A 24,661-nucleotide genomic window follows, 5' to 3' on the forward strand; every position below is an offset into this window, starting at 1 on the left:
GCTCCTCGACCGTGGGGAAGCAGGCGACAACATCGGCGCACTGATCCGTGGTATCGACCGTGAAAACGTCGAGCGCGGTCAGGTTCTGTGTAAGCCTGGTTCGGTCAAGCCGCACACGAAGTTCCGTGCGGAAGCCTACATTTTGACGAAGGAAGAGGGTGGCCGTCACACGCCGTTCTTCACCAACTACCGTCCTCAGTTCTACTTCCGCACGACCGACGTGACGGGCATCTGCGCCCTTCCTGAAGGCACGGAAATGGTTATGCCTGGCGACAACGTTGAAATGACGGTTGAGCTTATCGTGCCGATCGCCATGGAAGACCGCCTGCGCTTCGCGATCCGCGAAGGCGGCCGCACCGTCGGCGCCGGCATCGTTGCCGAGATTTTGGACTAAGCGGATACATCTTCTAATCGCGGTGCGGCGAACGCGTCGCGCTGCGATTTGAAAAAGGAAAACTGAAATGAACGGCCAAAACATCCGCATTCGCCTGAAGGCGTTCGACCACCGTATCCTCGATACGTCGGCCAAAGAAATTGTATCCACCGCCAAGCGCACAGGCGCTCAGGTTCGTGGCCCGGTTCCTTTGCCAACGCGCATTGAGCGTTACACGGTCAACCGCTCACCTCACGTGAACAAGAAAAGCCGCGAACAGTTTGAAATGCGCACACACAAGCGCCTTTTGGACATCGTGGACCCAACGCCGCAAACCGTGGACGCGCTCATGAAGCTCGACCTCGCTGCCGGTGTGGACGTCGAGATCAAGCTCTAACCGAGCGAGACAAATACGATGGTGACAGCCTAGCTGAAAGCCATCGCAAACAAGAACAAGCGGGGCAGTGATCGCCAGTCGATTGAGACACACGATCCTCCTGCCCACCCTCTGCAAAAGCAGATAACGCTAAAGGAACAGACCAATGCGCTCAGGCGTGATTGCACAGAAAGTTGGGATGACCCGCGTTTACACCGAAGAGGGTGTGAACGTGCCGGTAACCGTTCTCCGCATGGAGAAGGTTCAGGTCGTCGCCCAACGCACACAAGAAAAGAACGGCTACACCGCTGTCCAGCTTGGCGCTGGCACGGCCAAGGTGAAGAACGTCACCAAGCCCATGCGCGGCCACTTCGCGGTTGCCAAGGTTGAGCCAAAGCGCAAGCTGGCTGAATTCCGCGTGAGCGAAGAGAACATGATCCCGGTGGGCGCTGAAATCATCGCTGCCCACTACATGCCTGGACAATATGTCGATGTGACGGGAACTTCCGTCGGTAAAGGTTTTGCCGGTGCTATGAAGCGTCACAACTTCGGTGGTCTTCGCGCATCCCACGGCGTTTCCGTGTCGCACCGTTCGCATGGTTCGACGGGTCAGTGTCAGGATCCGGGTAAGGTCTTTAAAGGCAAGAAGATGGCTGGTCACATGGGCAATACCCGCGTTACCACGCAGAACCTTCAGGTTGTCTCTGTCGATGTGGATCGCGGTTTGGTGTTGATCAAGGGCGCTGTTCCTGGTCCTAAAGGCGGTTGGGTCACGATTAAAGACGCGATCAAAAAGCCGGTTCACCCAGATGCAATTTTCCCGGCTGCACGCCGCCGCGACGCTGAAGCTGCTGCTGAAGCTGCAGAAAACGCTGAAGCCGCACAAGCAGCAGAAGCCGCAGCCGCAGTTGAAGAAGCGCAGGCCGCGGAAGCTGCTGCTGCTGAGGCATCGGCTGCTGAAACAGCCACTGAGAACAAAGAGGGGGATGCATAATGGACATCGAGATCACAACCCTCGACGGCAAGAAATCCGGCAAGGTTTCGCTTTCCGATACCGTGTTTGGTCTGGAGCCACGTGAAGACATTCTGCACCGCATGGTCCGCTATCAGCGCGCCAAAGCGCGTCAGGGCACGCACCAGACAAAAGGCCGTTCCGACGTCGATCGCACAGGCGCTCGCATGTATCGCCAAAAAGGCACCGGCGGCGCTCGCCACCACTCACAGGCTGCCCCGCAGTTCCGTGGCGGTGGTAAGGCGCACGGCCCACAGTCTCGCGATCACAGCCACGACCTGACCAAAAAGTTCCGTGCTCTCGCGCTGCGCCACGCATTGTCGACGAAAGCAAAGAACGGTTCCCTTGTTGTCGTTGATGACATGAGCGCAAAAGACCCTAAGACGGCCGCTCTGCGCGGTCAGTTCACGAAATTGGGTCTGCAGAACGCTCTGATGATCGGCGGAGCCGAACTGGATGGAAACTTCCAGAAAGCTGCTCGCAACATTCCGAACATCGACGTGCTGCCAATTCAGGGTATCAACGTGTACGACATTCTTCGCCGTCACACGTTGGTCCTGTCGAAAGCAGCAGTCGAGGCTCTTGAGGCCCGCTTTAATGGAGAAGGCGTCAAATGACCGACATTCGCAATTATGACGTGATCCTTTCGCCGTCGATCACCGAGAAGTCGACACTGGCTGCCGAAAGCAACCAAGTCATCTTCAATGTGGCACGCGATGCATCCAAGCCTGAAATCAAGCGCGCCGTCGAAGGCCTGTTTGGTGTCAAGGTGACCGCAGTGAACACCGTGCTCCGCAAGGGCAAGGTGAAGCGCTTCCGCGGCCATTTGGGCAAGCAGAGCGACAAGAAAATCGCCTTCGTGACATTGGCCGAGGGCCAGTCGATCGATGTGACAACCGGCCTGTAAGGCCGGGCTGAAGAGAAGGTAGAGACAAATGGCTCTCAAGAAGTTCAACCCCATCACGCCAGGCACGCGCCAGCTCGTGATCGTTGACCGCTCCGGTCTTTGGAAGGGCAAGCCCGTCAAGCAATTGACGGAAGGTCTTACGAAGTCTGGTGGCCGCAACAATGCCGGTCGCGTGACAACACGCGGTATCGGCGGCGGTCACAAGCGCAGCTATCGCATGATCGATTTCAAGCGTCGCAAGTTTGACGTCGAAGGCACGGTCGAGCGTTTGGAATACGATCCAAACCGCACGGCGTTCATTGCGCTGATCAAATACGCCGATGGTGAACAGGCTTATATCCTTGCACCACAGCGCATTCAGGCTGGCGACAAGATCATCGCTGCCGCTTCCGCAGACGTGAAGCCGGGCAACGCAATGCCGCTTTCGGCTGTTCCAGTCGGCACCATCATCCACAATGTGGAGATGAAGCCGGGCAAGGGCGGTCAGATTGCCCGTTCCGCCGGTACGTATGCTCAACTGGTTGGCCGCGATGGCGACTACGCGATCCTGCGCCTCAACTCTGGCGAACAGCGTCTGATCCACGGCACATGCATGGCAACTGTCGGTGCGGTGTCGAACCCGGACAATTCAAACACCAACATGGGTAAAGCCGGCCGCAACCGCTGGTATGGCAACCGCCCGAAAGTTCGTGGTGTTGCCATGAACCCGATCGACCACCCGCATGGTGGTGGTGAAGGTCGTACATCCGGTGGTCGTCACCCTGTGACACCGTGGGGCAAGCCAACTAAAGGCAAGCGCACACGGTCCAACAAGACGACCGACAAATTCATCATGCGCTCGCGCCACCAACGTAAGAAATAAGGGGCTAGACAATGTCACGTTCAGTCTGGAAAGGCCCGTTTGTCGATGGATACCTTCTCAAGAAAGCCGAGAAGGTTCGCGAAGGCGGCCGCAACGAAGTTATCAAGACGTGGAGCCGCCGCTCTACGATCATGCCTCAGTTCATTGGTTTGACGTTCGGCGTCTACAATGGCCAGAAGCACATCCCGGTCAACATTTCGGAAGACATGGTAGGGCAGAAGCTCGGTGAATATTCGCCGACCCGCAACTACTACGGTCACGGCGCCGATAAAAAGGCGAAGAGGAAGTAAGTCATGGGCAAGAAGAAGCTCGAAAGACAGCTTGCCGATAACGAGGCAAAAGCGGTCCACCGCATGATCCGCATTTCGCCGCAGAAACTGAACCTCGTGGCTCAGCTTATCCGCGGCAAAAAAGCGTCACGTGCGCTCAGCGATCTGGAATTTTCCAACAAGCGTATCGCTGAGACAGTGCGTAAATGCCTGCAGTCTGCAATCGCCAACGCAGAAAACAATCACGATCTCGATGTCGACAGCCTTATCGTGGCGGAAGCCCATGTCGGCAAATCGATTGTTATGAAGCGTTTCATGGCACGCGGTCGCGGCAAATCCAGCCGTATTGAAAAACCCTTCTCGCACCTGACGATCATTTTGCGTGAAGTCGAAGAGGAGGCCGCATAATGGGTCAGAAGATTAACCCAATTGGTTTCCGTCTTGGCGTAAACCGCACATGGGACAGCCGTTGGTTCGCCACGAAGGGCGATTATTCCAAACTGTTGGCCGAAGACCTCAAGATCCGCAGCTATCTCGAAAAAGAACTCAAAGCGGCTTCCGTCGCCAAGGTTGTGATTGAGCGCCCGCACAAGAAGTGCCGCATCACAATTCACGCTGCGCGTCCCGGTCTAATCATCGGTAAAAAGGGCGCAGATATTGAGCGGCTGAAAAAGAAGGTTGGCGAAATGACGGATGGTGAGGTTTCGCTCAACATCGTCGAAATCCGCAAGCCTGAAGTCGATGCAACGATTGTTGCTCAGTCGATCGCTCAGCAGCTCGAACGCCGCGTGGCTTTCCGCCGTGCAATGAAGCGGGCCGTGCAAAGTGCTATTCGTTTGGGCGCCGGTGGTATTCGTATCAACTGCGGTGGCCGTCTTGGTGGCGCAGAGATCGCGCGCACCGAATGGTATCGCGAAGGCCGAGTGCCGTTGCACACGCTGCGTGCGGACATTGACTACGGTGTGGCAGAAGCTGAAACCGCTTACGGCATTTGTGGCGTGAAAGTCTGGATTTTCAAGGGCGAGATCCTTGAGCATGATCCAATGGCTTCCGAGCGTCGCAACACCGAAGCACAAGAATCCGGTGGTGGCGGTGGCCGCCGCGAACGCCGCTAGACGGCTGACGAGGTAATCAACAATGTTGCAACCAAAACGCACAAAGTTCCGTAAGGCTCACAAAGGCCGTATTAAGGGTAACTCCAAAGGCGGAACGAACTTGAACTTTGGATCATATGGGCTTAAAGCCCTTGAGCCGGACCGCATCAACGCACGTCAGATCGAGGCGGCACGTCGTGCCATCACGCGTCACATGAAGCGTGCGGGCCGTGTGTGGATCCGTATTTTTCCTGATCTTCCGATTTCGTCGAAGCCGACTGAAGTTCGTATGGGTAAGGGTAAGGGCTCGCCAGAATATTGGGCAGCCCGCGTCGCGCCAGGTCGCGTGATGTTTGAAATCGATGGTGTGAGCGAGCCGATTGCCCGCGAAGCACTGCGTCTGGGTGCGATGAAGCTTTCGGTGAAAACCAAGTTCATTCAGCGCATCACGGACTAAATTTTCCGGACCAACTCTCTTGTCCATTCGGGGCAGGGGAAAGTGGCCAGAACGAAGAAAGGTTGAGGCTATGAAGCCCAGCGACATTCGCGCAATGAGCGATGACCAGATGAAAGATGCTCTGGTCAACTTGAAGAAAGAGCAGTTTAACCTGCGCTTTCAGCGGGCCACCGGCCAGCTGGAAAACACGGCGCGCATGCGCCAGATCCGCCGCGATATTGCGCGTATCCAGACAATTGCCCGCGTCAAGCAGGCTGAAGGCGCAAGCGCGCCGCAAAGCGCGTAAGGACTTACCGATATGCCGAAACGAATTTTGCAGGGCACTGTCGTGTCTGACAAGAACGACAAGACCATCGTTGTGAAGGTCGAGCGTCGCTTTACCCACCCGCTTTTCAAAAAGGTGGTGCGTCGCACGAAAAACTACAAAGCCCATGACGAGGCAAACGTGAAGAAGGTTGGCGATCAGGTTTCCATTCAGGAAACCCGTCCAATTTCTAAAGACAAATGCTGGATCGTCATTGAAGCGTAAGCTTCGCAAACGATCCTCTAAAAGACGAGCGGGGCGCCACACGGCACTCCATAAATGGCAAACAGGCGGGCAGAATTTCTGCGCCGCCTGACAAAGCAAGAGAAGAACAGCCATGATTCAGATGCAAACTAACCTGGACGTTGCCGACAATTCCGGCGCGCGCCGCGTCATGTGCATCAAGGTGCTGGGCGGCTCAAAGCGCAAATATGCTCACGTTGGCGATACGATTGTCGTATCCGTCAAGGAAGCTATTCCGCGCGGCCGCGTTAAAAAGGGTGATGTTGCGAAAGCTGTCGTCGTCCGCACTGCGAAAGACATTCAGCGCGCTGACGGTTCCGTGATCCGTTTCGACACCAATGCCGCCGTTCTGGTGGATAACAAGGGCGAGCCTACCGGCACCCGCATCTTCGGCCCTGTGCCGCGCGAATTGCGCGCCAAGCGTCACATGAAGATCATCTCCCTTGCGCCTGAAGTGCTGTAGGAGGCGATTGAAATGAACAAGATCAAAAAAGGCGATACCGTCGTCGTCCTGTCCGGCAAGGACAAGGGCAAGAGCGGCACCGTGTTGCAGATGGTCACGAAGACCGACCGCGTTCTGGTGTCCGGCGTGAACCTTGTGAAGCGCCACACGCGCCAATCACAGACGTCCGAAGGCGGTATCATCACTAAAGAGGCCTCGCTGCACATTTCCAATGTGGCGCTCGCTGATCCTAAGGACGGCAAGCCAACCCGCGTGGGCATTAAAACCGACGACAACGGCAAGAAAGTCCGTTTCGCCAAGCGTTCTGGAGACCTGATCGATGGCTAACGACAATCAACCGCGTTACCAAAAAATGTATGCGGAAACCGTGGTTCCTGCGATGCAGGAAAAGTTCGGTTACAAGAACAAAATGCAAATGCCCAAGCTCGACAAAGTCGTGATCAACATGGGCGTTGGCGAATCCACTGGTAACTCCAAGCTGGCACAGTCCGCTGCTGACGATCTCACATTGATCGCCGGTCAGAAGGCTGTCGTCACCCGCGCTAAGAAGTCCATCGCTGGCTTTAAAGTGCGTGAAGAGATGCCACTGGGTGCAAAAGTTACACTGCGCGGTGCGCAGATGTATGAATTTCTTGACCGCCTGGTCACCATCGCGCTGCCGCGCGTTCGTGACTTCCGCGGCTTGAATCCGAAGTCCTTTGACGGTCGCGGCAACTTCGCCATGGGCATCAAAGAACACATCGTGTTTCCAGAGATCAACTACGACAAGGTAGAAGCGATCTGGGGCATGGACGTCATCGTCTGTACGACGGCTGAAACGGATGATGAGGCACGCGAACTGTTGCGCGCTTTCAACTTCCCGTTCCCGCAAGAGAAGGAAAAGGCCGCTTAACCGCAGCCCTATCCCAGCCGTAACGGCAAGCGAAAGAAGGAAAAAACCTATGGCCAAAGTCAGTGCCGTTGAAAAGAACAAAAAACGTGAGCGCCTCGTAAAGAAGCATGCTGCCAAGCGTGCGGCTCTCAAAGCGATCATCGAAAACCGTGAACTGCCCATCGAAGAGCGTTTCTCGGCCCAGTTGAAACTGGCCGACATGCCTCGCAATGGCGCAAAGACCCGCCTGCGCAACCGTTGTGCGGTCTCCGGTCGTCCACGCGGTTACTACCGCAAACTGGGCATGTCCCGCATCGCGCTGCGCGAACTTGGCAATATGGGCAAAGTGCCCGGCCTCGTGAAATCCAGCTGGTAAGGGAGTATCCGACATGATGAACGATCCAGTCGGTGACATGCTCACCCGTATCCGTAACGCCCACATGCGCGGTAAGAACAAGGTTTCAACGCCTGCTTCCAACCTGCGTGCGTCGGTTCTCGATGTTCTTGAGCGCGAAGGCTACATCCGTGGCTACACCCGCACCGATTACGACAACGGCAAGGCCGATCTCGAAATCGAGCTGAAATACTACGAGGGCGCTCCGGTTATCCGCGAGATCACCCGTATTTCCAAGCCCGGCCGCCGTGTCTATTCGTCGGTCAAAAGCCTGCCAACCGTTGCAAACGGTCTTGGCATCGCGATCCTGTCCACGCCAAAAGGCGTGATGGCAGACCACGATGCCCGCGAACAGAATGTTGGTGGCGAGGTGCTCTGCCAGATCTTCTAGTTCGGCAGAGCTGTATTTGAATTTTTCGGGTGGTCGAACAGGCTGCCCACATGAAAAGCAAGTGAGAAAACAATGTCACGTATTGGTAAAAAGCCAGTCACGATCCCCGATGGGGTGACGGCTGATCTCAATGGCCAAACCGTATCTGCCAAAGGCCCAAAGGGCGAATTGTCCTTCGTGGTCAACGAGCAGGTCTTGGTAAAAATGGAAGACGGTGCCATCACCGTCAATCCAGCCAACAATTCCAAAGAAGCCCGGTCGTTCTGGGGCATGTCCCGCACGATGATCGAAAACATCTTCACAGGCGTCAAAGACGGCTACACGAAGACTTTGGAAATCAATGGCGTGGGTTATCGCGCAGCAATGCAGGGCCAAAACCTTTCGCTGTCGCTCGGCTTTTCTCACGAAGTCATTTACACGCCGCCAGAAGGCGTGACGCTGGCTTGCCCTAAGCCAACTGAAGTGACCGTCACAGGTCACGACAAGCAGGTTGTCGGCCAAGCGGCTGCAGAAATCCGCGCATACCGTCCGCCAGAGCCGTATAAAGGCAAGGGCGTGAAATATGCGGACGAGACAATCTTCCGCAAGGAAGGCAAGAAGAAGTAAGATCATGGCTAAGCTCAACACCAAACAACGCCGCGCTTCTCGCGTCCGCCGCAGCTTGAAAAAAGTTGCCAATGGCCGTCCACGTCTCTCCGTGCACCGCTCAAATGCCAACATCTATGTTCAGGTGATCGATGATGTGCAGGGCGCAACGCTCGCTTCCGCATCGACCTTGGAAAAAGGCGTCGCGGAAAAAGGCGGCAACGTCTCCGCTGCAGCAGCGATCGGCAAGTTAATTGCCGAACGTGCTACCAAGGCTGGCGTGACCGAAGTGGTCTTCGACCGCGGTGCTTTTCTCTATCACGGTCGCGTTAAGGCGCTTGCCGATGCAGCCCGCGAAGGCGGTCTGAAATTCTAGGTGCAAGGCACGGCCATGAGCTGCGCCTTCGCTTTTTCACCGTCGCATGATCCGCTAAGCGGGCTTGCGGCTCAACGATGTGCTCCCGGAAAAGAATAAGGAACAGGATATGGCACAGAGACCCGAAAGAGGCGGCCGCAACAACCGCCGCGATGAGGAAGAGCAGAGCGAATTCGTCGACAAGCTCGTCCACATCAATCGTGTTGCAAAAGTTGTGAAGGGTGGTCGCCGCTTCGGCTTCGCCGCTCTCGTCGTCGTTGGTGACGAAAAAGGCCGCGTTGGCTTCGGCCACGGCAAGGCGCGCGAAGTGCCCGAGGCTATTCGCAAGGCTTCTGAAGCAGCAAAGCGCGACATGATTTTCGTGCCGCTGCGCGATGGCCGCACTCTGCACCACGATGTGAACGGCCGCCACGGCGCCGGTAAAGTTGTGCTGCGTTCAGCGCCTCCAGGAACCGGCATCATCGCCGGTGGTCCAATGCGTGCTGTGTTCGAAACCGTTGGCATGTCGGACGTCGTTGCGAAATCGCTCGGTTCGTCCAACCCATACAACATGGTTCGCGCCACGTTTGACGCCTTGAAGCGCCAGATGCACCCTAAGGACATCGCAGCGCAGCGCGGCTTGAAATATTCCACCCTCCAAGAACGTCGCCGCAATGTCGGCGTCGTCGAAGAGTAAGGAGTTTAGATCATGGCTGACAAGAAAACTGTCACCGTTGAGCAAATCGGCAGCCCATTGCGCCGTCCGCAAGACCAGCGCCAAACGCTGATCGGCCTCGGTCTCAACAAAATGAACCGCCGCCGCACGCTGGAAGATACGCCTTCCGTGCGCGGCATGATCCGCAAGGTTTCGCACCTCGTCAAAGTCGTTGACGAAGCCTGATCGGGAGAAATGACATGAAACTCAACGAACTCTCCGAAATAGACGGCGCCAGCCCGTCCCGTAAGCGGGTCGGTCGTGGCATCGGCTCGGGCAAGGGCAAGACCGGTGGCCGTGGTGTCAAGGGTCAGAAATCCCGTTCGGGCGTCGCGATTAAAGGTTTCGAAGGCGGGCAGATGCCAATCTACCGCCGTCTACCAAAGCGCGGCTTTTCCAATGCGAAGTTTGCCAAAAACTTCAACACTGTATCGCTTGGCCGTCTTCAGACAGCCGTGGACGCAGGCAAGTTGGATGCCAAAGCAACCGTGGATAGCGCGGCCCTGATTGCAGCGGGCGTTCTGCGCCGTGCCAAAGACGGCTTCCGCGTTCTCGCGGACGGCGATCTGAAAGCAAAGCTCAACGTGACAGCTGCGGGCATTTCAAAGGCCGCTCAGGAAAAGCTCGAAAAGGCCGGCGGTTCTTTCACGCAGGAAAACCTCGGCTCCGAAAAGGCTGCTGAAGTGAACGCTTCGAAGGCTGCGAAAACGGCTGCCAAGAAAAAAGCCAAATAGGCTGTGCCAAACACTTAAGAGAAGCCCGGACCCGTTCCGGGCTTTTTTGTTTCAAGTCTGGTGCAAACTGGCACATGAAAACAGGCGCACTCGTGCTTGCTCATAACTGCCAAGCGCACTAAAAGCGCGGCAGCAAATCAGTTTGCGCGCCGCGTGCGTGTTCGGTCGCAAGGCCGTGTGAGAAATTGACTAGAAATCCTGATGTGAATGTCCATATTGGTCGTTCACATGCAAGCGTGCAGCGCGACACCCGCGCCGTGCTGGAATGACCGGAGAAATTCATGGCTTCTGCAGCCGAACAACTCGCCGCCAATTTAAGCTATTCGACCTTCTCGAAAGCGACCGATCTGAAGAAGCGGCTGTGGTTCACGCTTCTCGCGCTGATCGTCTATCGCATCGGCACATACATTCCCATTCCAGGTATCAATCCAGAGGCATTGGCTCGCGCGTTTGATACGCAAGGGCAGGGCGTTCTGGGCCTTCTGAATGTGTTTGCTGGCGGTGCTGTCGAGCGTTTCGCCATCTTCGCGCTCGGCATTATGCCGTATATTTCCGCCTCCATCATCATGCAGCTTATGACGTCGGTGGTGCCGACGCTCGAAGCCTTGAAGAAAGAGGGTGAGCAGGGCCGTAAGGTCATCAACCAATATACCCGCTACGGCACCGTAATTCTCGGCACTGCGCAGGCTTTCGGCATCGCGTCCGGCCTTCAGGCATCCGAAGGCATGGTTCTGAACCCTGGCTGGTTCTGGATGCTCTCCACAGTCATTACGCTGGTTGGCGGCACCATGTTCCTGATGTGGCTTGGTGAGCAGATCACCGCACGCGGCGTCGGCAACGGCATTTCGCTTATCATCTTTGCTGGCATCGTGGCGGCACTTCCAGGCGCTATTGCACAGTTGCTCGACCAGGGCGCGCAAGGCGCAATTTCCACGCTCACCATGCTTGGTGTGCTGGTTTCCATCCTCGCTTTGATCGCGCTGATCGTCTTCGTGGAGCGCGCTCAGCGCCGACTGTTGATCCAGTATCCAAAGCGGCAAACCGCCAATTCCATGGCGCAGGGCGACTCGTCCCACCTGCCATTGAAGCTGAACACGGCTGGTGTTATCCCACCGATCTTCGCCTCGTCCCTGCTGCTGCTGCCAGCTACGATTACAGGCTTTTCCGGCACGGGCGATCCTGACGGCATTATGGCGACGATCAACGCTTTGCTCGGTCGCGGTCAGCCCGGTTATCTGATTTTCTACGGCTCTATGATCGTTTTTTTCGCGTTCTTCTATACGGCAATCGTTTTCAATCCGACTGAGACAGCCGACAACCTCAAACAGCATGGCGGCTTCATTCCCGGCATCCGCCCTGGTGAAAAGACGGCCCAGTATATCGACTATGTGCTGACTCGCGTTTCGGTGCTGGGTGCGCTGTATCTGGTGTTCGTGTGTCTTTTGCCCGAAATGTTCTTGTCCAACCTCGGTATCTCAGCGTTCCTGGGTGGAACATCGATGTTGATCATCGTTTCGGTTACGCTCGACATGGTATCGCAGGTGCAAAGCCATCTGTTTGCGCAGCAATATGAAGGGCTCATCAAGAAGTCTTCGTTGCGCGGAGGAAAGGGTCCGCGCGGGGGCAACAGCCCACGCGCCTTGAAAAGAAAGTAAGCCGTAATGCGCTTGATTTTGGTGGGTCCGCCGGGGGCGGGCAAGGGGACACAGGCGCAGCGTCTGGTTGAAAAACACGGTATTCCGCAACTGTCGACAGGCGACATGCTGCGCGCAGCGGTGGCTGCCGGCACGGAAACCGGCATCAAGGCCAAAGCGGTGATGGATTCAGGCGGTTTGGTTTCTGACGAGATCGTCAACGCTATCGTCTCGGAGCGGCTTGACGAGCCCGATTGCGCAGGCGGCTTCATTCTTGATGGCTATCCCCGCACATTGGCGCAAGCCGACTCGGTGGAAGCCATGCTCGGTTCCAAAGATATGGGCCTTGATGCAGTCATCGAATTGCGTGTCGATGACAATGCGATGGTGGAGCGCGTTTCTGGCCGCTACACATGCGCCGAATGCGGAACGGGCTATCACGACACGCTGAACAAACCCGCCAAAGAAGGCGTCTGTGACAAGTGTGGTTCCACGGAATTCAAACGCCGCGCGGACGACAATGCCGACGCGATGCGAACCCGCTTGCAGGCCTACTACAAAGAGACCGCTCCACTGATTGGCTATTACTACGCCAAGGGCAAATTGAAGCGTGTCGAGGGCATGGCGCCAATCGATACGGTCACAGCCGAGATCGCTGCGGTGCTTGGAAACCTGTAACGCAAAGCAAGCGCGTAAAGACTATGACAAGTTTGATCGGTTAGGTTGTCTCGAACACCACGGCGCGCCCTTTGCGTGCGCGATGATGAGGGACAGGCTATGAACGCGGCTACGATCAAGAAATCATCCGACGTCATGAACGAGGACCGAACAGCGGAAGTTGCTGCTCTTGCTAAAAAAGCGTTTGGACGCGAGCCGAAGCGGGTGGCGTTTCCCGGCGGCACCAGCCGCAGCGCTTTCGTGGCGGATATGGAAGACGGTATTTACGTTTTTGCAGACCGCAAGGAGCCAGATGCCGCCCAACTAGAAGGCATCGTGCTGCGCAATCTCGGACCCAGTGGCAGCGTGCCGAAACTGCAAGGCGTCTACGGCAATTGGGTTGTGCAAGAATTCGTTGGCGGCGCGCGTCTGCCCGTCGCGCTCGATGATGCCAAAAGCGCCGAAGAGCGTGAATTGCTTGTCGATCTGTCGCTTGTGAGCCTGCTCAATATTCACGAGCAAGCCCGTTCACTCAATCTGGCGCACCGCGTGCCCAAGGCGGGAACAGCGGAGAATTGGCTCTGGAACCGCACCGGCGTTGCCAAACGCATCTCACGCTCGGCTGGCATAGATATTCCCGACCTTGATCGTGAAAAGCTGGTCAAACTGATGGATGTGAAACGCGACGAGTTCATCAAGTGGGACGCACGGCCCGGCAATGCACTGTATGATGGCGAGCGGGTGATCTGGTTTGACTGGGAGGACTGTGTTCGCTCCAAGGCGCTTGATGACTTGGCTTTCGTGTTATTCGACGAATGGACAAACATCGAGCCGGAGGCCGAGAACCGTCTGATGGAGAAATATCTGCCATTGTATACGCGCGGCCTCTCGCCGCAGCGTGCAGAGCACTATCTGCGTCTCTTTGGCGTGACCCATTGCATGTTGCGCTTGCGCAGAGCGTTGAAACTCCACCGCCGCGAGAACAAGTGGTGGGACCGAGATTATTGCCTACAGCACGACAAGGTGGGCGTCACACACGAAGAATCCAGCCGTATCATCAACCGCATACGCCGTTTAAGCGATGGGGTAGAAGAGTGGAAGCCTTTGCAAGACTGGACGCTTCAAGTTGCCCAGCACTACAAGTTGGACGTCCATCGATAACAATGCAGTTTTATTCAAATTTTATCGATTAATCATCACTTTACCAATATGTAGACGAATTACTTCGCATTTGATTTACTCTTCCAACCTCAGGAGGGTTTTATCATGGCGAACAACAATTATTACGACTGGTACGAGTTTTCATCACATCCATACGATGATGGAAGCGATGGTTCAGGTTCTGGTTCTAAGGGCTCAGGCAGCGGTTCCAAAGGTTCTGGTTCCAAAGGATCGGGCAGTGGCTCTAAGGGGTCTGGCTCCAAGGGCTCCGGTTCCAAAGGCTCAGGCAGCGGCTCCAAAGGTTCCGGCTCTGGCTCTAAAGGTTCAGGCAGTGGTTCTAAGGGCTCCGGCTCCGGTTCCAAAGGTTCCGGCTCTGGCTCTAAAGGTTCCGGCTCTGGCTCTAAAGGTTCCGGCTCTGGCTCTAAAGGTTCCGGCTCTGGCTCTAAAGGTTCAGGCAGCGGTTCCAAAGGTTCAGGCAGCGGTTCCAAGGGTTCCGGCTCCGGTTCTAAAGGCTCAGGCAGCGGCTCCAAAGGTTCCGGCTCTGGCTCTAAAGGTTCAGGCAGCGGTTCCAAGGGTTCCGGCTCCGGTTCTAAAGGCTCAGGCAGTGGCTCCAAGGGTTCCGGCTCCGGTTCTAAAGGTTCAGGCAGCGGTTCCAAAGGTTCCGGCTCTGGCTCTAAAGGCTCAGGCAGCGGTTCCAAAGGTTCCGGCTCTGGCTCCAAAGGCTCAGGCAGCGGCTCCAAGGGTTCCGGCTCCGGCTCTAAAGGCTCAGGCAGCGGCTCCAAGGGTTCTGGCTCTGGCTCCGCGTCCGCAGGGTCCGGCGGCGGTCATACCGTTCCGATCACGACGAACCTCATCAAGGGCACCAGCTCGGACGATGTAATCACGGGCACTCACGAGAATGACGAGATGCGTGGCTTCAAGGGCGATGATCTGTTCATCGATTCCGAAGGTGACGATATCTTCAGAGGCGGAGCGGGCCACGACACCGTTGAGTTCGACGGTTCAGCCAGCGACTACCTTTTCAAGGAAGAGGGCCATAAGCTCTTCGTGGAAAACATCCATACGGGTGATGTAGACCTTTTGGTAAGCATCGAAGAAGTGCGCTTCACCGATGACGTTGAGCCGCTCGATATGGGTGAAGTCGAGTAACTCGCTCTCTCACCACGAACGCCAATAGAAAGAGCCCGTTCAAACAGAACGGGCTCTTTTGCTTTGCGACGAAATAGGGCACAATAATTGTCTGGCGAACAGGGGTGTCTCGCCTATTGACGCGGCATCCAATTCCCCTTAAGTCACCCTCATAATTCGCGACAATTGTGCGATCGGATTCGGGCGTTAAATAACGCGCGGGCTGGTCGCTTTCGGTTTGAAGTGCAACAAAAGCCCGCCAAACCCCATTGAGATAGACGGTTCCCACCTAATGCGTGCACGCAACGGTGGTTTTAAAACAAGGAGATCAGCGTGGCTCGTATCGCTGGCGTAAACATTCCGACAAACAAGCGCACAATCATTGCGCTTCAGTATATTCACGGCATCGGCAAGAAATTTGCTGGTGAAATCATCGAAAAAGCGAAAATCCCGGCGGAACGCCGCGTGAACGAGCTTTCCGATGCCGACGTGTTGCAGATTCGCGAAATCATCGACCGTGACTACATGGTTGAGGGCGATCTGCGCCGTGAAGTCTCCATGAACGTTAAGCGCCTCATGGACCTTGGTTGCTATCGTGGTCTGCGTCATCGCCGCAGCCTTCCGGTGCGCGGCCAGCGCACACACACCAATGCTCGCACCCGCAAGGGTCCGGCAAAGGCGATTGCAGGCAAGAAAAAATAAGGACTGGTTTGGGGCGGTGCTTTTGCTACGTCCAAACTCGCCTCATCTCTAGATGTAGCCGCTGGAACTACGGCGGTGCAGATATCACAAAAGGATACCCAAAATGGCTAAAGATGCCGGCCGCGTTAAAAAACGCGCGCGCAAGAACATCGCCTCCGGCGTTGCTCACGTAAATTCCACGTTTAACAACACCATGATCACAATCGCTGATGCCCAGGGCAACACGATCTCGTGGTCTTCCGCTGGTGCGCAGGGCTTTAAAGGTTCCCGCAAGTCCACACCCTTTGCCGCACAAGTCGCTGCTGAGGATGCTGGCAAGAAAGCACAAGAACATGGCTTGAAAACGCTGGAAGTCGAGGTTCGTGGCCCGGGTTCGGGTCGTGAGTCAGCGCTTCGCGCACTTCAGTCCATTGGTCTGGTCATCACGTCCATTCGCGACGTGACCTCCATCCCGCATAACGGTTGCCGCGCTCGCAAACAGCGTCGCGTCTAAACAACCGCTCCATCCGGCCCCAGTCATCCGGGGGCTTTGACGTATGTTGTCGCGATTGGATGGCGGCAGTCCATTCGGAAGGATTTTATAAAAATGATTCATAGAAATTGGCAGGAATTGATCAAGCCGACCAAACTCGATGTTTCCTCAGAAGGCACCAAAGGCACGCTGGTAGCGGAGCCTCTGGAACGGGGCTTCGGCCTGACGCTCGGCAACGCCCTGCGCCGTGTTCTTCTCTCATCGCTTCAAGGCGCTGCTGTGACGGCTGTGCAGATTGATGGCGTTTTGCACGAGTTTTCGTCTATTCCCGGTGTGCGTGAAGACGTGACCGACATCATCTTGAACGTCAAAGAGCTCGCCATCCGCATGGAAGGCGAAGGCCCCAAGCGCATGGTTGTGCGCAAGGAAGGCCGTGGCCCCGTGCTGGCTGGTGACATTCAGACGGTTGGCGATATCGAAATTCTGAACCCTGAACACGTGCTATGCACGTTGGATGAAGAAGCTGAAATTCGCATGGAATTCACGGTTGATACCGGCAAAGGTTATATCGCCGCCGAGCGCAACCGCCCAGAAGACGCACCGATTGGTCTTATCCCAGTCGACAGCCTCTTCTCACCTGTGAGAAAAGTCTCCTACAAGACTGAAAACACACGCGAAGGTCAGGTTCTCGATTATGATAAGCTGACGATGACGGTTGAAACCGACGGTTCCATCACGCCGGATGATGCGGTGGCCTATGCTGCTCGTATCCTGCAAGACCAATTGTCCATCTTCGTGAATTTCGAAGAGCCACAAAAAGAAGTTGCTCAAGAGCAAGTTCAGGAACTGGCGTTCAACCCGGCATTGCTGAAAAAGGTCGATGAGCTGGAGCTCTCCGTACGTTCCGCAAACTGCCTTAAGAACGACAACATCGTTTATATCGGTGACCTGATCCAGAAGACCGAAGGCGAGATGCTTCGCACCCCGAACTTTGGCCGCAAATCTCTGAACGAAATCAAAGAAGTGCTCGCAACAATGGGCCTGCATCTCGGCATGGAAGTGCCCGCATGGCCGCCGGAAAACATCGACGATCTGGCCAAGCGCTACGAAGACCAATACTAGAATTTCAACGCGCGGGGCTTAAGTCCTAGGTCCGCGCTTCGTCCTGAAGGAGAAGGCAAATGAGACACCGTAAACAGGGCCGCAAGCTCAACCGCACACAAAGCCACCGCAAAGCCATGTTCATGAACATGAGCCAGGCGCTTTTGACCCACGAACAAATCGTCACCACGCTGCCAAAGGCGAAGGAACTGCGTTCCGTCGTCGACAAGCTGATTACGCTTGGCAAGCGCGGCGACCTGCACGCCCGCCGTCAGGCCGTCTCGCAGCTTCAAGACAACGAAGTCGTCAAAAAGCTGTTTTCGGTTTTGGCCGAGCGCTACAAAGAGCGTCCCGGCGGCTACACCCGCGTTCTCAAAGCCGGTTTCCGTTACGGAGATAACGCGCCGATGGCTGTGATCGAACTTGTTGATCGTGACCCGGACGCCAAAGGCAAAGCCGACCGCAAGCGCATGGAAGCTGAGGACGGTGCCGAAGCGCCAGCTGAGCAGAAAGCCGACGCCGCTGCGTAGGCAAACGATACGTATTCATCAAGAAGGGCGGCCCCAACAGGCCGCCCTTTTTCGTTTCAGGTTGGCGCGCGCCTGCTAAAGCCTATATTGAGGAAAGCCGAACAGCGGAGATTCCCTCAATGAAATTTACCCTTCGCCTATTTTCATTCATCGTCATCGCAACCGCGGCGGCAGGCAGTGTCTTAGCCTCTGCTCAATCCACCAAACTGGTGCCTCAATCGGCAGAACAAATTCGCTTCTCTTATGCGCCCTTGGTGAAAAAGATCGCGCCAGCGGTGGTCAACGTCTATGCAGCACGCCAAGTGCGCCAGCGTCGTTCGCCTTTTGCAGGCGATCCGTTTTTCGAACAGTTCTTTGGCCGCTCGTTTGGCCAGCCCCGTCAACGGACGGAGCGCTCGCTTGGTTCCGGCGTTATCGTGGGCGGCAACGGTCTTGTGGTGACAAACAACCACGTCATTGAGGGCGCGGACGAGGTAAAGATCGCGTTATCGGACGGTCGCGAATTTGCAGCCGATATAGTGCTCATCGACAAACGCTCGGATCTAGCGGTTTTGCGGGTGCAGGAGCCGGAAGACTTTCCGACTGTGCCTCTCGGCAATCCGGACGAATTGGAGGTTGGTGATCTGGTGCTTGCCATTGGAAATCCGTTTGGCGTCGGGCAGACCGTCACCAGTGGCATCGTCTCCGCGCTTGCCCGCTCACAGGGCGGGGTTGATGATTTTGGTTTCTTCATACAAACCGATGCATCCATCAATCCGGGCAATTCCGGCGGCGCGCTCGTGAACATGCAGGGCGAGTTGATCGGCATAAACACCTCGATTTTCACCCGCTCTGGCGGGTCGAACGGTATTGGCTTTGCCGTGCCGTCGGACATGGTGCGGGTGGTGCTGGAATCGGTAAATCTTGGATCTTCCACCCTGTTGCGCCCTTGGGTCGGCGCGGATTTTCAGGCCGTCACACCCGATATATCTGAATCACTTGGCATGGACCGCCCACGCGGTGCGCTCGTGGCAGGTGTCGCCAAAGGCGGCCCTGCAGAGGCCGCAGGAATGCGTCTCGGTGATATCGTGTTGGAGTTGGACGGAAACCCCGTTGAGCACATCAACGCGCTTGGCTATCGGCTCGCGACGGCCGGGCTGGACCGAACGGTTGATGTGAAAGTGCTCAGTCAGGACCAGGAAAAAACCCTGCAAATCCGCCTGCAAGTTGCGCCGGAGGATCCGCCACGGGACTTGTTGAAATTGACAGGACGCTCGCCTTTTGCTGGCGCAGAAATCGCCAACATTTCGCCGCGTGTGGCTTCGGAATTGGAGATGCGTGCTTCGCTCACAGGTGTCGTGATTATGAACGTTGAACGCGGCAGCCCTGCGCAGCGTATCGGCCTGCGGCCCAAAGACATACTGTTGGAAGTAAATGAGGAGCGCGTCAGCAATACGCGCCAGATGCAAAAGCTATCGCAAGCCCGGTTCAGAGCATGGAAGTTCACCATTGACCGCGATGGTCGCCAATTCACACGCGTGCTGCGCTAGACGCGGCAGGCAGGGCGATGAGCGACCTTTTCGGCAAAACGGCACAGGCAGGCGCGGCGGATGATACGGGCAAACCGTTGGCCGAGCGCTTACGTCCGCGCACGCTTGCCGATGTGGTGGGGCAGCCGCATCTGCTGGGTGAGGACGGTGTTCTGACCAGAATGCTGCAATCTGGCTCGCTCGGCAGTCTGGTCTTTTGGGGGCCGCCGGGAACCGGCAAGACAACAGTTGCGCGGCTGCTCGCAGACGAAGGCAACCATCATTTCGAACAGATTTCAGCAATTTTTTCCGGCGTGGCAGATCTCAAAAAGGTTTTCGAATCCGCTCGGATGCGCGCCACAAACGGCACCAAGACGCTCCTGTTCGTGGACGAAATTCACCGCTTTAACCGCGCTCAACAGGATTCGTTTCTGCCCGTCATGGAGGATGGGACAATCACGCTTGTGGGCGCGACGACGGAAAACCCGTCGTTTGAACTCAATGCAGCGCTTCTCTCCCGCTCCCGTGTTCTAACCTTCAAGGCGCACGATGAAGACAGTCTCACCGCGCTTTTGGACAGGGCTCAGGAAACACAGGGCAAGCCGCTGCCACTCGATAAAGAGGCGCGAGGCGTCATAATTCGTATGGCAGACGGTGATGGTCGTGCGCTGCTTACGCTTGCGGAAGAAGCATGGCGGGCTGCGCGAGACGGTGAAGTTTTTGATGCAAAGACCTTGCAAGAGGTCCTTCAACGCCGTGCGCCGATTTATGACAAGGGCCAAGACGGCCACTACAACCTCATCTCGGCGTTGCACAAAGCGGTGCGGGGTTCTGATCCGGATGCCGCGCTCTACTATCTCACACGCATGTTCGACGCTGGCGAAGATCCGTTGTTTCTGGGACGCCGCCTTGTGCGCATGGCCAGCGAAGACATCGGCATGGCCGACCCGCAAGCGCTCGTCATCGCCAACGCGGCCAAAGATGCATACGATTTTCTAGGCTCGCCAGAAGGCGAACTGTCGCTTGCGCAGGCGTGCGTGTATTTGGCAACCGCACCAAAATCCAACGCGCTTTACGTGGCCTACAAAGCCGCCACGCGCACCGCGAAAGAGGCGGGCTCGCTGCCGCCGCCTAAACATATTCTCAACGCGCCATCGAAACTCATGAAAGATGAGGGATATGGCAGCGGCTATCTCTATGACCACGATCAACCGGATGCTTTTTCCGGTCAGGATTATTTCCCCGAAAAACTAGGGCGACAGAAATTCTACGAACCAGTCGACCGTGGGTTTGAACGCGATATTGCCAAGCGGTTGGACTATTGGAACAAGTTGCGCCGCGAGCGTGACTGATCAGCTAACAGGAACGCTAGGTGCTGAAGGGCTGTTCGGCTTAGCAGCAGGGGTTGAACGCTGCGAACCCTTTGGCACCAGTTGAATGTTGACCGGATTGGGCGTGTGGTCACGCGCGGCACCGGTTGCGACATCAACCCCCGCGCCCACAACACCGCCTATAAGGATGTTGCCAGCAAGGCCCGCAGCCCCTTGGCCGGCGACCTTGGTACCCACGTAAACGGATTTGGTTTCATAGCCCGGTTTGCTGGCTGTCACCGTGAACGCCTTTTTTCGCTCAATGTTCAAAACGCAAGGCGACGCCTTGCAAGCATAGCCAATGTCTGTGCTCACATTGGCGTCTGACGGTTGATAGTTGATGACGACATCTTCCGTTGTGCCGCGTGTAACCGTCGCGCAACCGACGGTAGAGCCTGCCAGAAGGCATAGGCTGATCGTTCTGATGATTTTCATAAAGTGTGCCCCGAAAACGTGTTTGTCAGATTCTGGGCTGACACATATTGGACAGTGACGTTCACGGATAGGTGTATGCCGCATAGATTGGTGGAAAGTCGAAGCGGCTGGCAACATTCTGCGATAGTGTGTCGAAATCACCCCACTTGCCTTTCTCCGACCTGTTTTCAATAGCGTTTGACGCAACGATCAGCTAAATCGGGGCCATGCTTCAGACAACTCTGATATTCATCGGCGGCGGCCTTGGCGCAACGGCACGGCATTGGGCTGGTCTTGCAGTCTTGCGCCAGTTTGGCCCCGGTTTTCCCTGGGGGACGATGGGTGTGAATGTGCTGGGTTCGCTGGCGATGGGATTGTTGATCGGCTGGCTGGCAAAGCGCGGCGGCAGTATGGACTTTCGCTTGTTCGCAGCGACCGGATTTCTTGGAGGCTTCACGACATTTTCGGCCTTCTCCCTCGACTTTGCAAATCTGTGGCGACAGGGCGATATGACCGCGGCCTTCGGCTACGCTGTGGCGTCTGTGGTGTTGTCGCTGTTGGCGGTTTTCGCCGGTCTCTTCATCATGCGGCAGGTTTAACTCATGGCTCTCTCCGGCGTTACCCAAAAGACAGTCGAACCTGACGAAGACGCGATGCGGCTTGATCGATGGTTTAAGGCCCATTTCCCGGGCGTCGGCTTCGGCCAACTGCAAAAGCTGCTGCGCTCCGGCCAGGTGCGTGTGGATGGCGGGCGCGTGAAAACGTCAACCCGGCTGGAACAGGGACAGACCGTGCGTGTGCCACCGCTTGATTCTGATGCCGCCAAGCCGCTGCACATGACCGCCAACACGATCCGTGATCGTCATGACGCCGACGTTTTGCGCGATATGCTGCTGTTTGAGGATGACAAGGTTTTCGTTTTCAACAAACCGGCAGGATTGGCCGTGCAGGGCGGTTCCGGCATCAACCGTTCGGTTGATTCCATGCTGGAATCCCTGCGCGACAAGAAGGGGCAGAAGCCGCGTCTCGTTCACCGTTTGGACAAGGACACATCGGGCGTCTTGGTGATCGCCAAGACGCGCGGTGCGGCACAGGCGCTAACCGGCAGTTTCCGCCACCGCGATACGGAAAAGACCTATTGGGCGCTCGTCGCCGGCGTGCCACGCCAGCGCGAAGGGCGCATTTCCACTCACCTTTTGAAAGAAAGCGTGGATGGAAACGACAAGATGCGTGTTGCCCGCCATGGCGAAAAGGGTGCCGATCATGCGGTGAGCGAATACCGTGTGATCGATTCCAACCCGCGCAAGGTCTGCTGGGTTGAGATGAGCCCAGTGACGGGCCGCACTCACCAATTGCGCGTTCACGCCTCGCATATTGGCCATTCGATTGTCGGTGATCCAAAATATTTCGATATTGAAAACTGGGAGCGTCCCGGCGGCATCCAGAACAAGCTGCACCTTCACGCCCGCCGCATCCGCATTCCTCATCCCGATGCGGACAAAGCGATCATTGATGTGACCGCGCCGCTTCCGCCACACATGGTGCAAAGCTGGAACCTGTTGGGTTTTGATGAGGCCGATGGGCTTGTTGAGGAAGAATGATTTGCTCTTTCTCCTTTCCGCCATTCTTCTATTGCTAATGCGCGGTTCAACCATGCCGACCAATGAAAGGGCGATCCGGTGAGCGATATACTTGGCGAACGCGACCCCAATATCCCCCAAACCCCCACGCGGGTGGCGGAGCCTTCGCGCGAAGAGCAATTGCCCAAGCGCTTTTACAAGGAGGTCTCCTTGGATGAGGCGCAAGGCGCTTTCACGATCTTGCTCGATGGTCGCAGCGTCAAGACGCCGGGGCGCAACACGCTCGAATTCACTCATCAGGGTCTGGCGCAGGCCGTGGCCGACGAGTGGGCAGCACAGGGCGAACGCATCGATCCGATGAAAATGCCGCTCACACGGCTGGTGAACACCGCGCTCGATGGCGTTGCCCGCGACATGCAGGCGGTGAAAGAGGACATTGTGCGCTACAGCGGCACCGATCTGATCTGCTACCGTGCCGAAGGCCCGCAAGGCTTGATCGATGCCCAGCGCGAACACTGGGATCCGCTGCTGGACTTTGCGCAGGAAACATTCGGCTGTCACTTTCATCTGGCAGAAGGCGTTATGCATGTGGCGCAGCCGCCGGAAAGCATTGCGGCATTCTCCGCCCATGTCGGTCAGATTGATGAGCCGCTTGTGCTTGCCGCCACCCATGTTGTGACCACGCTGACCGGCTCAGCCACCATCGGCATGGCTGTATTTAAGGGCGCTCTCGACGCCGATGCAGCGTGGAAAGCCGCCCATGTGGACGAAGACTGGAACATCAGCCAATGGGGAGAGGATGCCGAGGCGCAGGCCGTTCGGGCCCGCAAGTTTGAAGAGTTGCGCGCCGCCGTTTCCATTATCGACGCCTTGACCCGCTAAGCCATGGAACAAACCGTTTCCATACCCACCCATGAACGGCGAAGCGCCGCACAGGCTTGGCTGACCGTCTTCGTCATCACAGTCTTGTCAGGCTTTTTGGGCGAGGCCTATGGCGCGGTGTTTTATGAGTCTAGCGATGCGGACTACTATCAAGGATTTCGCACAGGCGCTTCCATCGGTTTCATCTCTGCGGTGATTGAGGTCTTCTATATCCGCTCCGTGCGTCGGTCATGGATCAGGCGCGTGGCGTTTTTGCCGGGCCTGCTGGTGCGTATTTTGGTGCTCACCCTCATCATCCGCGTCTGTTTGGTTGGCAACGCGTTGCTCACCGATTTTCTGCTGGGGCAGGAGATCGGTGTTGAGGGTTCTATGGCGGAGGAAATGCGTGACACTTTGTTTTCAATGGCTCTGGTGGTGCTGTTTGTTACGCTATCGCAGCTTGGTTCGGTGATTGGCTTTCGCCGTTTCAGCAACCTTGTCGTGGGCCGCTATTTCCGGCCGGTGTCAGAGGAACGTATTTTCCTTTTTGTCGATCTGATCGACTCTTCGAAACTGGCCCGCGAGATGGGCGATCTGCGTTTCCATAATTTCTTGTCCGAATTCTTTTTTCAGGCCGACGCGTCCATCGTGGCTACAGGGGGCGAAATTGTCTCGTATGTGGGTGACGCGGTCATTGTGACATGGCCGTTGCGCGACGATCCCAAGCGCAATGCCGATTGCCTGAAGGCACTGCGGTTGATTGACGAACGGATGAAACAAGAAGCACCGTCTTTCGAAGCCGAATACGGTCACCGCGCCCGGTTTCGCGCTGCACTGCACGGCGGTCCGGTGGTTGTGGGTGAATGCGGCGACAGCCGCCGTCAAGTCACGTTCCTTGGCGACGTGGTCAACATGACGGCGCGCATCGAACAGGTGAGCAAGGATTTGGGTCAAAATTTCTTGGCCTCTGCTGAAATCGTCGAGCGCATTGAGCCGCTGGCTGACACGCAGTTTGAACGGATCGGGAAATTCGATTTGAAGGGTGCGGATGAAAAAATGGAACTCTACGCCATCCGGCTGACCGCAAACGCTTGAACAGCACGCCCAAACGTGCGTTTTTGAACGCTGAAATTGCAGT

At 56.4% G+C, this 24,661-nt stretch carries 37 protein-coding genes; 36 read left to right on the top strand and 1 reads right to left on the bottom strand.

The genetic code is table 11. The annotated features are described in order from the left end of the window. From ACFQ14_RS15670 to ACFQ14_RS15825, 32 genes are all read left to right on the top strand, one after another. The coding region (locus ACFQ14_RS15670; protein ID WP_449301305.1) for an EF-Tu C-terminal domain-related protein at positions 1-394 on the top strand (394 nt) is incomplete at its 5' end. 67 nt (positions 395-461) lie between these two features. Next, on the top strand, positions 462-770 hold the full coding sequence (gene rpsJ, locus ACFQ14_RS15675; protein WP_377213701.1) for a 30S ribosomal protein S10: 309 nt from the start codon (positions 462-464) through the stop codon (positions 768-770). 145 nt (positions 771-915) lie between these two features. Further along, entirely contained in the window at positions 916-1,743 is an 828-nt protein-coding gene (rplC, locus tag ACFQ14_RS15680) for a 50S ribosomal protein L3 (RefSeq protein WP_377213702.1), read from the top strand. After that, entirely contained in the window at positions 1,743-2,378 is a 636-nt protein-coding gene (rplD, locus tag ACFQ14_RS15685) for a 50S ribosomal protein L4 (protein ID WP_377213703.1), read from the top strand. Before rplC ends, rplD begins: the two co-directional genes overlap by 1 nt. Then, positions 2,375-2,668, top strand: a complete 294-nt coding sequence (locus tag ACFQ14_RS15690; RefSeq protein WP_377213704.1) for a 50S ribosomal protein L23 — start codon at positions 2,375-2,377, stop codon at positions 2,666-2,668. The genes rplD and ACFQ14_RS15690 overlap by 4 nt, the downstream gene beginning before the upstream one ends. A gap of 28 nt (positions 2,669-2,696) precedes the next feature. Next, positions 2,697-3,530: a 50S ribosomal protein L2 gene (gene rplB, locus ACFQ14_RS15695; protein WP_377213705.1), complete on the top strand. Its 834-nt coding sequence runs from the start codon at positions 2,697-2,699 to the stop codon at positions 3,528-3,530. 11 nt (positions 3,531-3,541) lie between these two features. Then, positions 3,542-3,820, top strand: coding sequence for a 30S ribosomal protein S19 (gene rpsS, locus ACFQ14_RS15700; RefSeq protein WP_377213706.1), 279 nt, complete (start codon positions 3,542-3,544; stop codon positions 3,818-3,820). A 3-nt stretch (positions 3,821-3,823) separates the two neighbouring features. Next, positions 3,824-4,207 (top strand): 50S ribosomal protein L22, encoded by a 384-nt coding sequence (gene rplV, locus ACFQ14_RS15705; protein WP_377213707.1) that lies wholly within the window; start codon positions 3,824-3,826, stop codon positions 4,205-4,207. Next, complete coding sequence (gene rpsC / locus ACFQ14_RS15710) at positions 4,207-4,914, top strand: 30S ribosomal protein S3 (protein WP_377213708.1); 708 nt, start codon at positions 4,207-4,209, stop codon at positions 4,912-4,914. Before rplV ends, rpsC begins: the two co-directional genes overlap by 1 nt. Positions 4,915-4,936: 22 nt before the next feature. Beyond that, a complete protein-coding gene (gene rplP, locus ACFQ14_RS15715) occupies positions 4,937-5,350 on the top strand; it encodes a 50S ribosomal protein L16 (protein WP_377213709.1) in 414 nt (137 codons plus the stop codon). Between the two features lie 70 nt (positions 5,351-5,420). Beyond that, positions 5,421-5,636 carry a 50S ribosomal protein L29 gene (gene rpmC / locus ACFQ14_RS15720; RefSeq protein WP_377213710.1) on the top strand — a complete coding sequence of 72 codons (216 nt, stop codon included), beginning with the start codon at positions 5,421-5,423 and terminating at the stop codon, positions 5,634-5,636. Positions 5,637-5,648: 12 nt separating this feature from the next. Beyond that, the gene (gene rpsQ, locus ACFQ14_RS15725) at positions 5,649-5,879 is read left to right on the top strand and encodes a 30S ribosomal protein S17 (protein ID WP_377213711.1); all 231 of its coding nucleotides are present in this window, start codon (positions 5,649-5,651) and stop codon (positions 5,877-5,879) included. A 112-nt stretch (positions 5,880-5,991) separates the two neighbouring features. Continuing rightward, positions 5,992-6,360 (top strand): 50S ribosomal protein L14, encoded by a 369-nt coding sequence (gene rplN / locus ACFQ14_RS15730; RefSeq protein WP_377213712.1) that lies wholly within the window; start codon positions 5,992-5,994, stop codon positions 6,358-6,360. A gap of 12 nt (positions 6,361-6,372) precedes the next feature. After that, positions 6,373-6,687, top strand: a complete 315-nt coding sequence (gene rplX, locus ACFQ14_RS15735; protein ID WP_377213713.1) for a 50S ribosomal protein L24 — start codon at positions 6,373-6,375, stop codon at positions 6,685-6,687. Continuing rightward, complete coding sequence (rplE, locus tag ACFQ14_RS15740; protein ID WP_377213714.1) at positions 6,680-7,252, top strand: 50S ribosomal protein L5; 573 nt, start codon at positions 6,680-6,682, stop codon at positions 7,250-7,252. Before rplX ends, rplE begins: the two co-directional genes overlap by 8 nt. 49 nt (positions 7,253-7,301) lie before the next feature. Beyond that, entirely contained in the window at positions 7,302-7,607 is a 306-nt protein-coding gene (gene rpsN / locus ACFQ14_RS15745) for a 30S ribosomal protein S14 (protein ID WP_377213715.1), read from the top strand. A 13-nt stretch (positions 7,608-7,620) separates the two neighbouring features. Then, positions 7,621-8,016 carry a 30S ribosomal protein S8 gene (rpsH, locus tag ACFQ14_RS15750; RefSeq protein WP_377213716.1) on the top strand — a complete coding sequence of 132 codons (396 nt, stop codon included), beginning with the start codon at positions 7,621-7,623 and terminating at the stop codon, positions 8,014-8,016. 72 nt (positions 8,017-8,088) lie between these two features. Continuing rightward, positions 8,089-8,622: a 50S ribosomal protein L6 gene (rplF, locus tag ACFQ14_RS15755; protein WP_377213717.1), complete on the top strand. Its 534-nt coding sequence runs from the start codon at positions 8,089-8,091 to the stop codon at positions 8,620-8,622. 4 nt (positions 8,623-8,626) lie between these two features. Continuing rightward, the gene (gene rplR / locus ACFQ14_RS15760; protein ID WP_377213718.1) at positions 8,627-8,977 is read left to right on the top strand and encodes a 50S ribosomal protein L18; all 351 of its coding nucleotides are present in this window, start codon (positions 8,627-8,629) and stop codon (positions 8,975-8,977) included. A gap of 109 nt (positions 8,978-9,086) precedes the next feature. Continuing rightward, positions 9,087-9,653 (top strand): 30S ribosomal protein S5, encoded by a 567-nt coding sequence (rpsE, locus tag ACFQ14_RS15765; RefSeq protein WP_377213719.1) that lies wholly within the window; start codon positions 9,087-9,089, stop codon positions 9,651-9,653. Positions 9,654-9,665: 12 nt separating this feature from the next. Continuing rightward, entirely contained in the window at positions 9,666-9,857 is a 192-nt protein-coding gene (gene rpmD / locus ACFQ14_RS15770; protein ID WP_377213720.1) for a 50S ribosomal protein L30, read from the top strand. Between the two features lie 14 nt (positions 9,858-9,871). After that, positions 9,872-10,405, top strand: coding sequence for a 50S ribosomal protein L15 (gene rplO, locus ACFQ14_RS15775; RefSeq protein ID WP_377213721.1), 534 nt, complete (start codon positions 9,872-9,874; stop codon positions 10,403-10,405). Between the two features lie 281 nt (positions 10,406-10,686). Continuing rightward, the gene (secY, locus tag ACFQ14_RS15780; protein WP_377213722.1) at positions 10,687-12,060 is read left to right on the top strand and encodes a preprotein translocase subunit SecY; all 1,374 of its coding nucleotides are present in this window, start codon (positions 10,687-10,689) and stop codon (positions 12,058-12,060) included. A 6-nt stretch (positions 12,061-12,066) separates the two neighbouring features. Continuing rightward, entirely contained in the window at positions 12,067-12,717 is a 651-nt protein-coding gene (locus tag ACFQ14_RS15785; protein ID WP_377213723.1) for an adenylate kinase, read from the top strand. Positions 12,718-12,816: 99 nt separating this feature from the next. Continuing rightward, positions 12,817-13,857 (top strand): phosphotransferase, encoded by a 1,041-nt coding sequence (locus ACFQ14_RS15790; protein ID WP_377213724.1) that lies wholly within the window; start codon positions 12,817-12,819, stop codon positions 13,855-13,857. Between the two features lie 105 nt (positions 13,858-13,962). After that, complete coding sequence (locus ACFQ14_RS15795; RefSeq protein ID WP_377213725.1) at positions 13,963-15,006, top strand: hypothetical protein; 1,044 nt, start codon at positions 13,963-13,965, stop codon at positions 15,004-15,006. A gap of 312 nt (positions 15,007-15,318) precedes the next feature. Next, the gene (gene rpsM / locus ACFQ14_RS15800) at positions 15,319-15,687 is read left to right on the top strand and encodes a 30S ribosomal protein S13 (protein ID WP_377213726.1); all 369 of its coding nucleotides are present in this window, start codon (positions 15,319-15,321) and stop codon (positions 15,685-15,687) included. Positions 15,688-15,790: 103 nt separating this feature from the next. Further along, complete coding sequence (gene rpsK / locus ACFQ14_RS15805; protein ID WP_377213727.1) at positions 15,791-16,180, top strand: 30S ribosomal protein S11; 390 nt, start codon at positions 15,791-15,793, stop codon at positions 16,178-16,180. A 93-nt stretch (positions 16,181-16,273) separates the two neighbouring features. Next, positions 16,274-17,281, top strand: coding sequence for a DNA-directed RNA polymerase subunit alpha (locus ACFQ14_RS15810; RefSeq protein WP_377213728.1), 1,008 nt, complete (start codon positions 16,274-16,276; stop codon positions 17,279-17,281). Between the two features lie 59 nt (positions 17,282-17,340). Then, positions 17,341-17,790 (top strand): 50S ribosomal protein L17, encoded by a 450-nt coding sequence (gene rplQ / locus ACFQ14_RS15815; RefSeq protein WP_377213729.1) that lies wholly within the window; start codon positions 17,341-17,343, stop codon positions 17,788-17,790. Positions 17,791-17,909: 119 nt separating this feature from the next. Continuing rightward, a complete protein-coding gene (locus ACFQ14_RS15820; protein WP_377213730.1) occupies positions 17,910-19,319 on the top strand; it encodes a DegQ family serine endoprotease in 1,410 nt (469 codons plus the stop codon). Positions 19,320-19,336: 17 nt separating this feature from the next. Continuing rightward, positions 19,337-20,650, top strand: coding sequence for a replication-associated recombination protein A (locus ACFQ14_RS15825; RefSeq protein ID WP_377213731.1), 1,314 nt, complete (start codon positions 19,337-19,339; stop codon positions 20,648-20,650). On the opposite strand, the gene ACFQ14_RS15830 is transcribed toward ACFQ14_RS15825, so the two are convergent. Continuing rightward, entirely contained in the window at positions 20,651-21,103 is a 453-nt protein-coding gene (locus ACFQ14_RS15830) for a translation initiation factor 2 (RefSeq protein ID WP_377213732.1), read from the bottom strand. Positions 21,104-21,309: 206 nt separating this feature from the next. On the opposite strand from ACFQ14_RS15830, the gene crcB reads away from it, so the two are divergent. The 4 genes from crcB (at position 21,310) to ACFQ14_RS15850 (ending at position 24,618) form a co-directional block, all read left to right on the top strand. Further along, positions 21,310-21,681, top strand: coding sequence for a fluoride efflux transporter CrcB (crcB, locus tag ACFQ14_RS15835; RefSeq protein WP_377213733.1), 372 nt, complete (start codon positions 21,310-21,312; stop codon positions 21,679-21,681). 3 nt (positions 21,682-21,684) lie between these two features. Further along, positions 21,685-22,683 (top strand): RluA family pseudouridine synthase, encoded by a 999-nt coding sequence (locus tag ACFQ14_RS15840; protein WP_377213734.1) that lies wholly within the window; start codon positions 21,685-21,687, stop codon positions 22,681-22,683. A gap of 78 nt (positions 22,684-22,761) precedes the next feature. Next, complete coding sequence (locus ACFQ14_RS15845) at positions 22,762-23,544, top strand: ATP12 family chaperone protein (RefSeq protein ID WP_377213735.1); 783 nt, start codon at positions 22,762-22,764, stop codon at positions 23,542-23,544. Positions 23,545-23,547: 3 nt separating this feature from the next. Further along, positions 23,548-24,618 carry an adenylate/guanylate cyclase domain-containing protein gene (locus tag ACFQ14_RS15850; RefSeq protein ID WP_377213736.1) on the top strand — a complete coding sequence of 357 codons (1,071 nt, stop codon included), beginning with the start codon at positions 23,548-23,550 and terminating at the stop codon, positions 24,616-24,618. The last annotated feature ends 43 nt before the right edge of the window (positions 24,619-24,661 follow it).

This window comes from Pseudahrensia aquimaris (genome assembly GCF_042676045.1).
In the GTDB taxonomy this organism is placed as follows: Bacteria; Pseudomonadota; Alphaproteobacteria; order Rhizobiales; family Rhizobiaceae; genus Pseudahrensia; species Pseudahrensia aquimaris.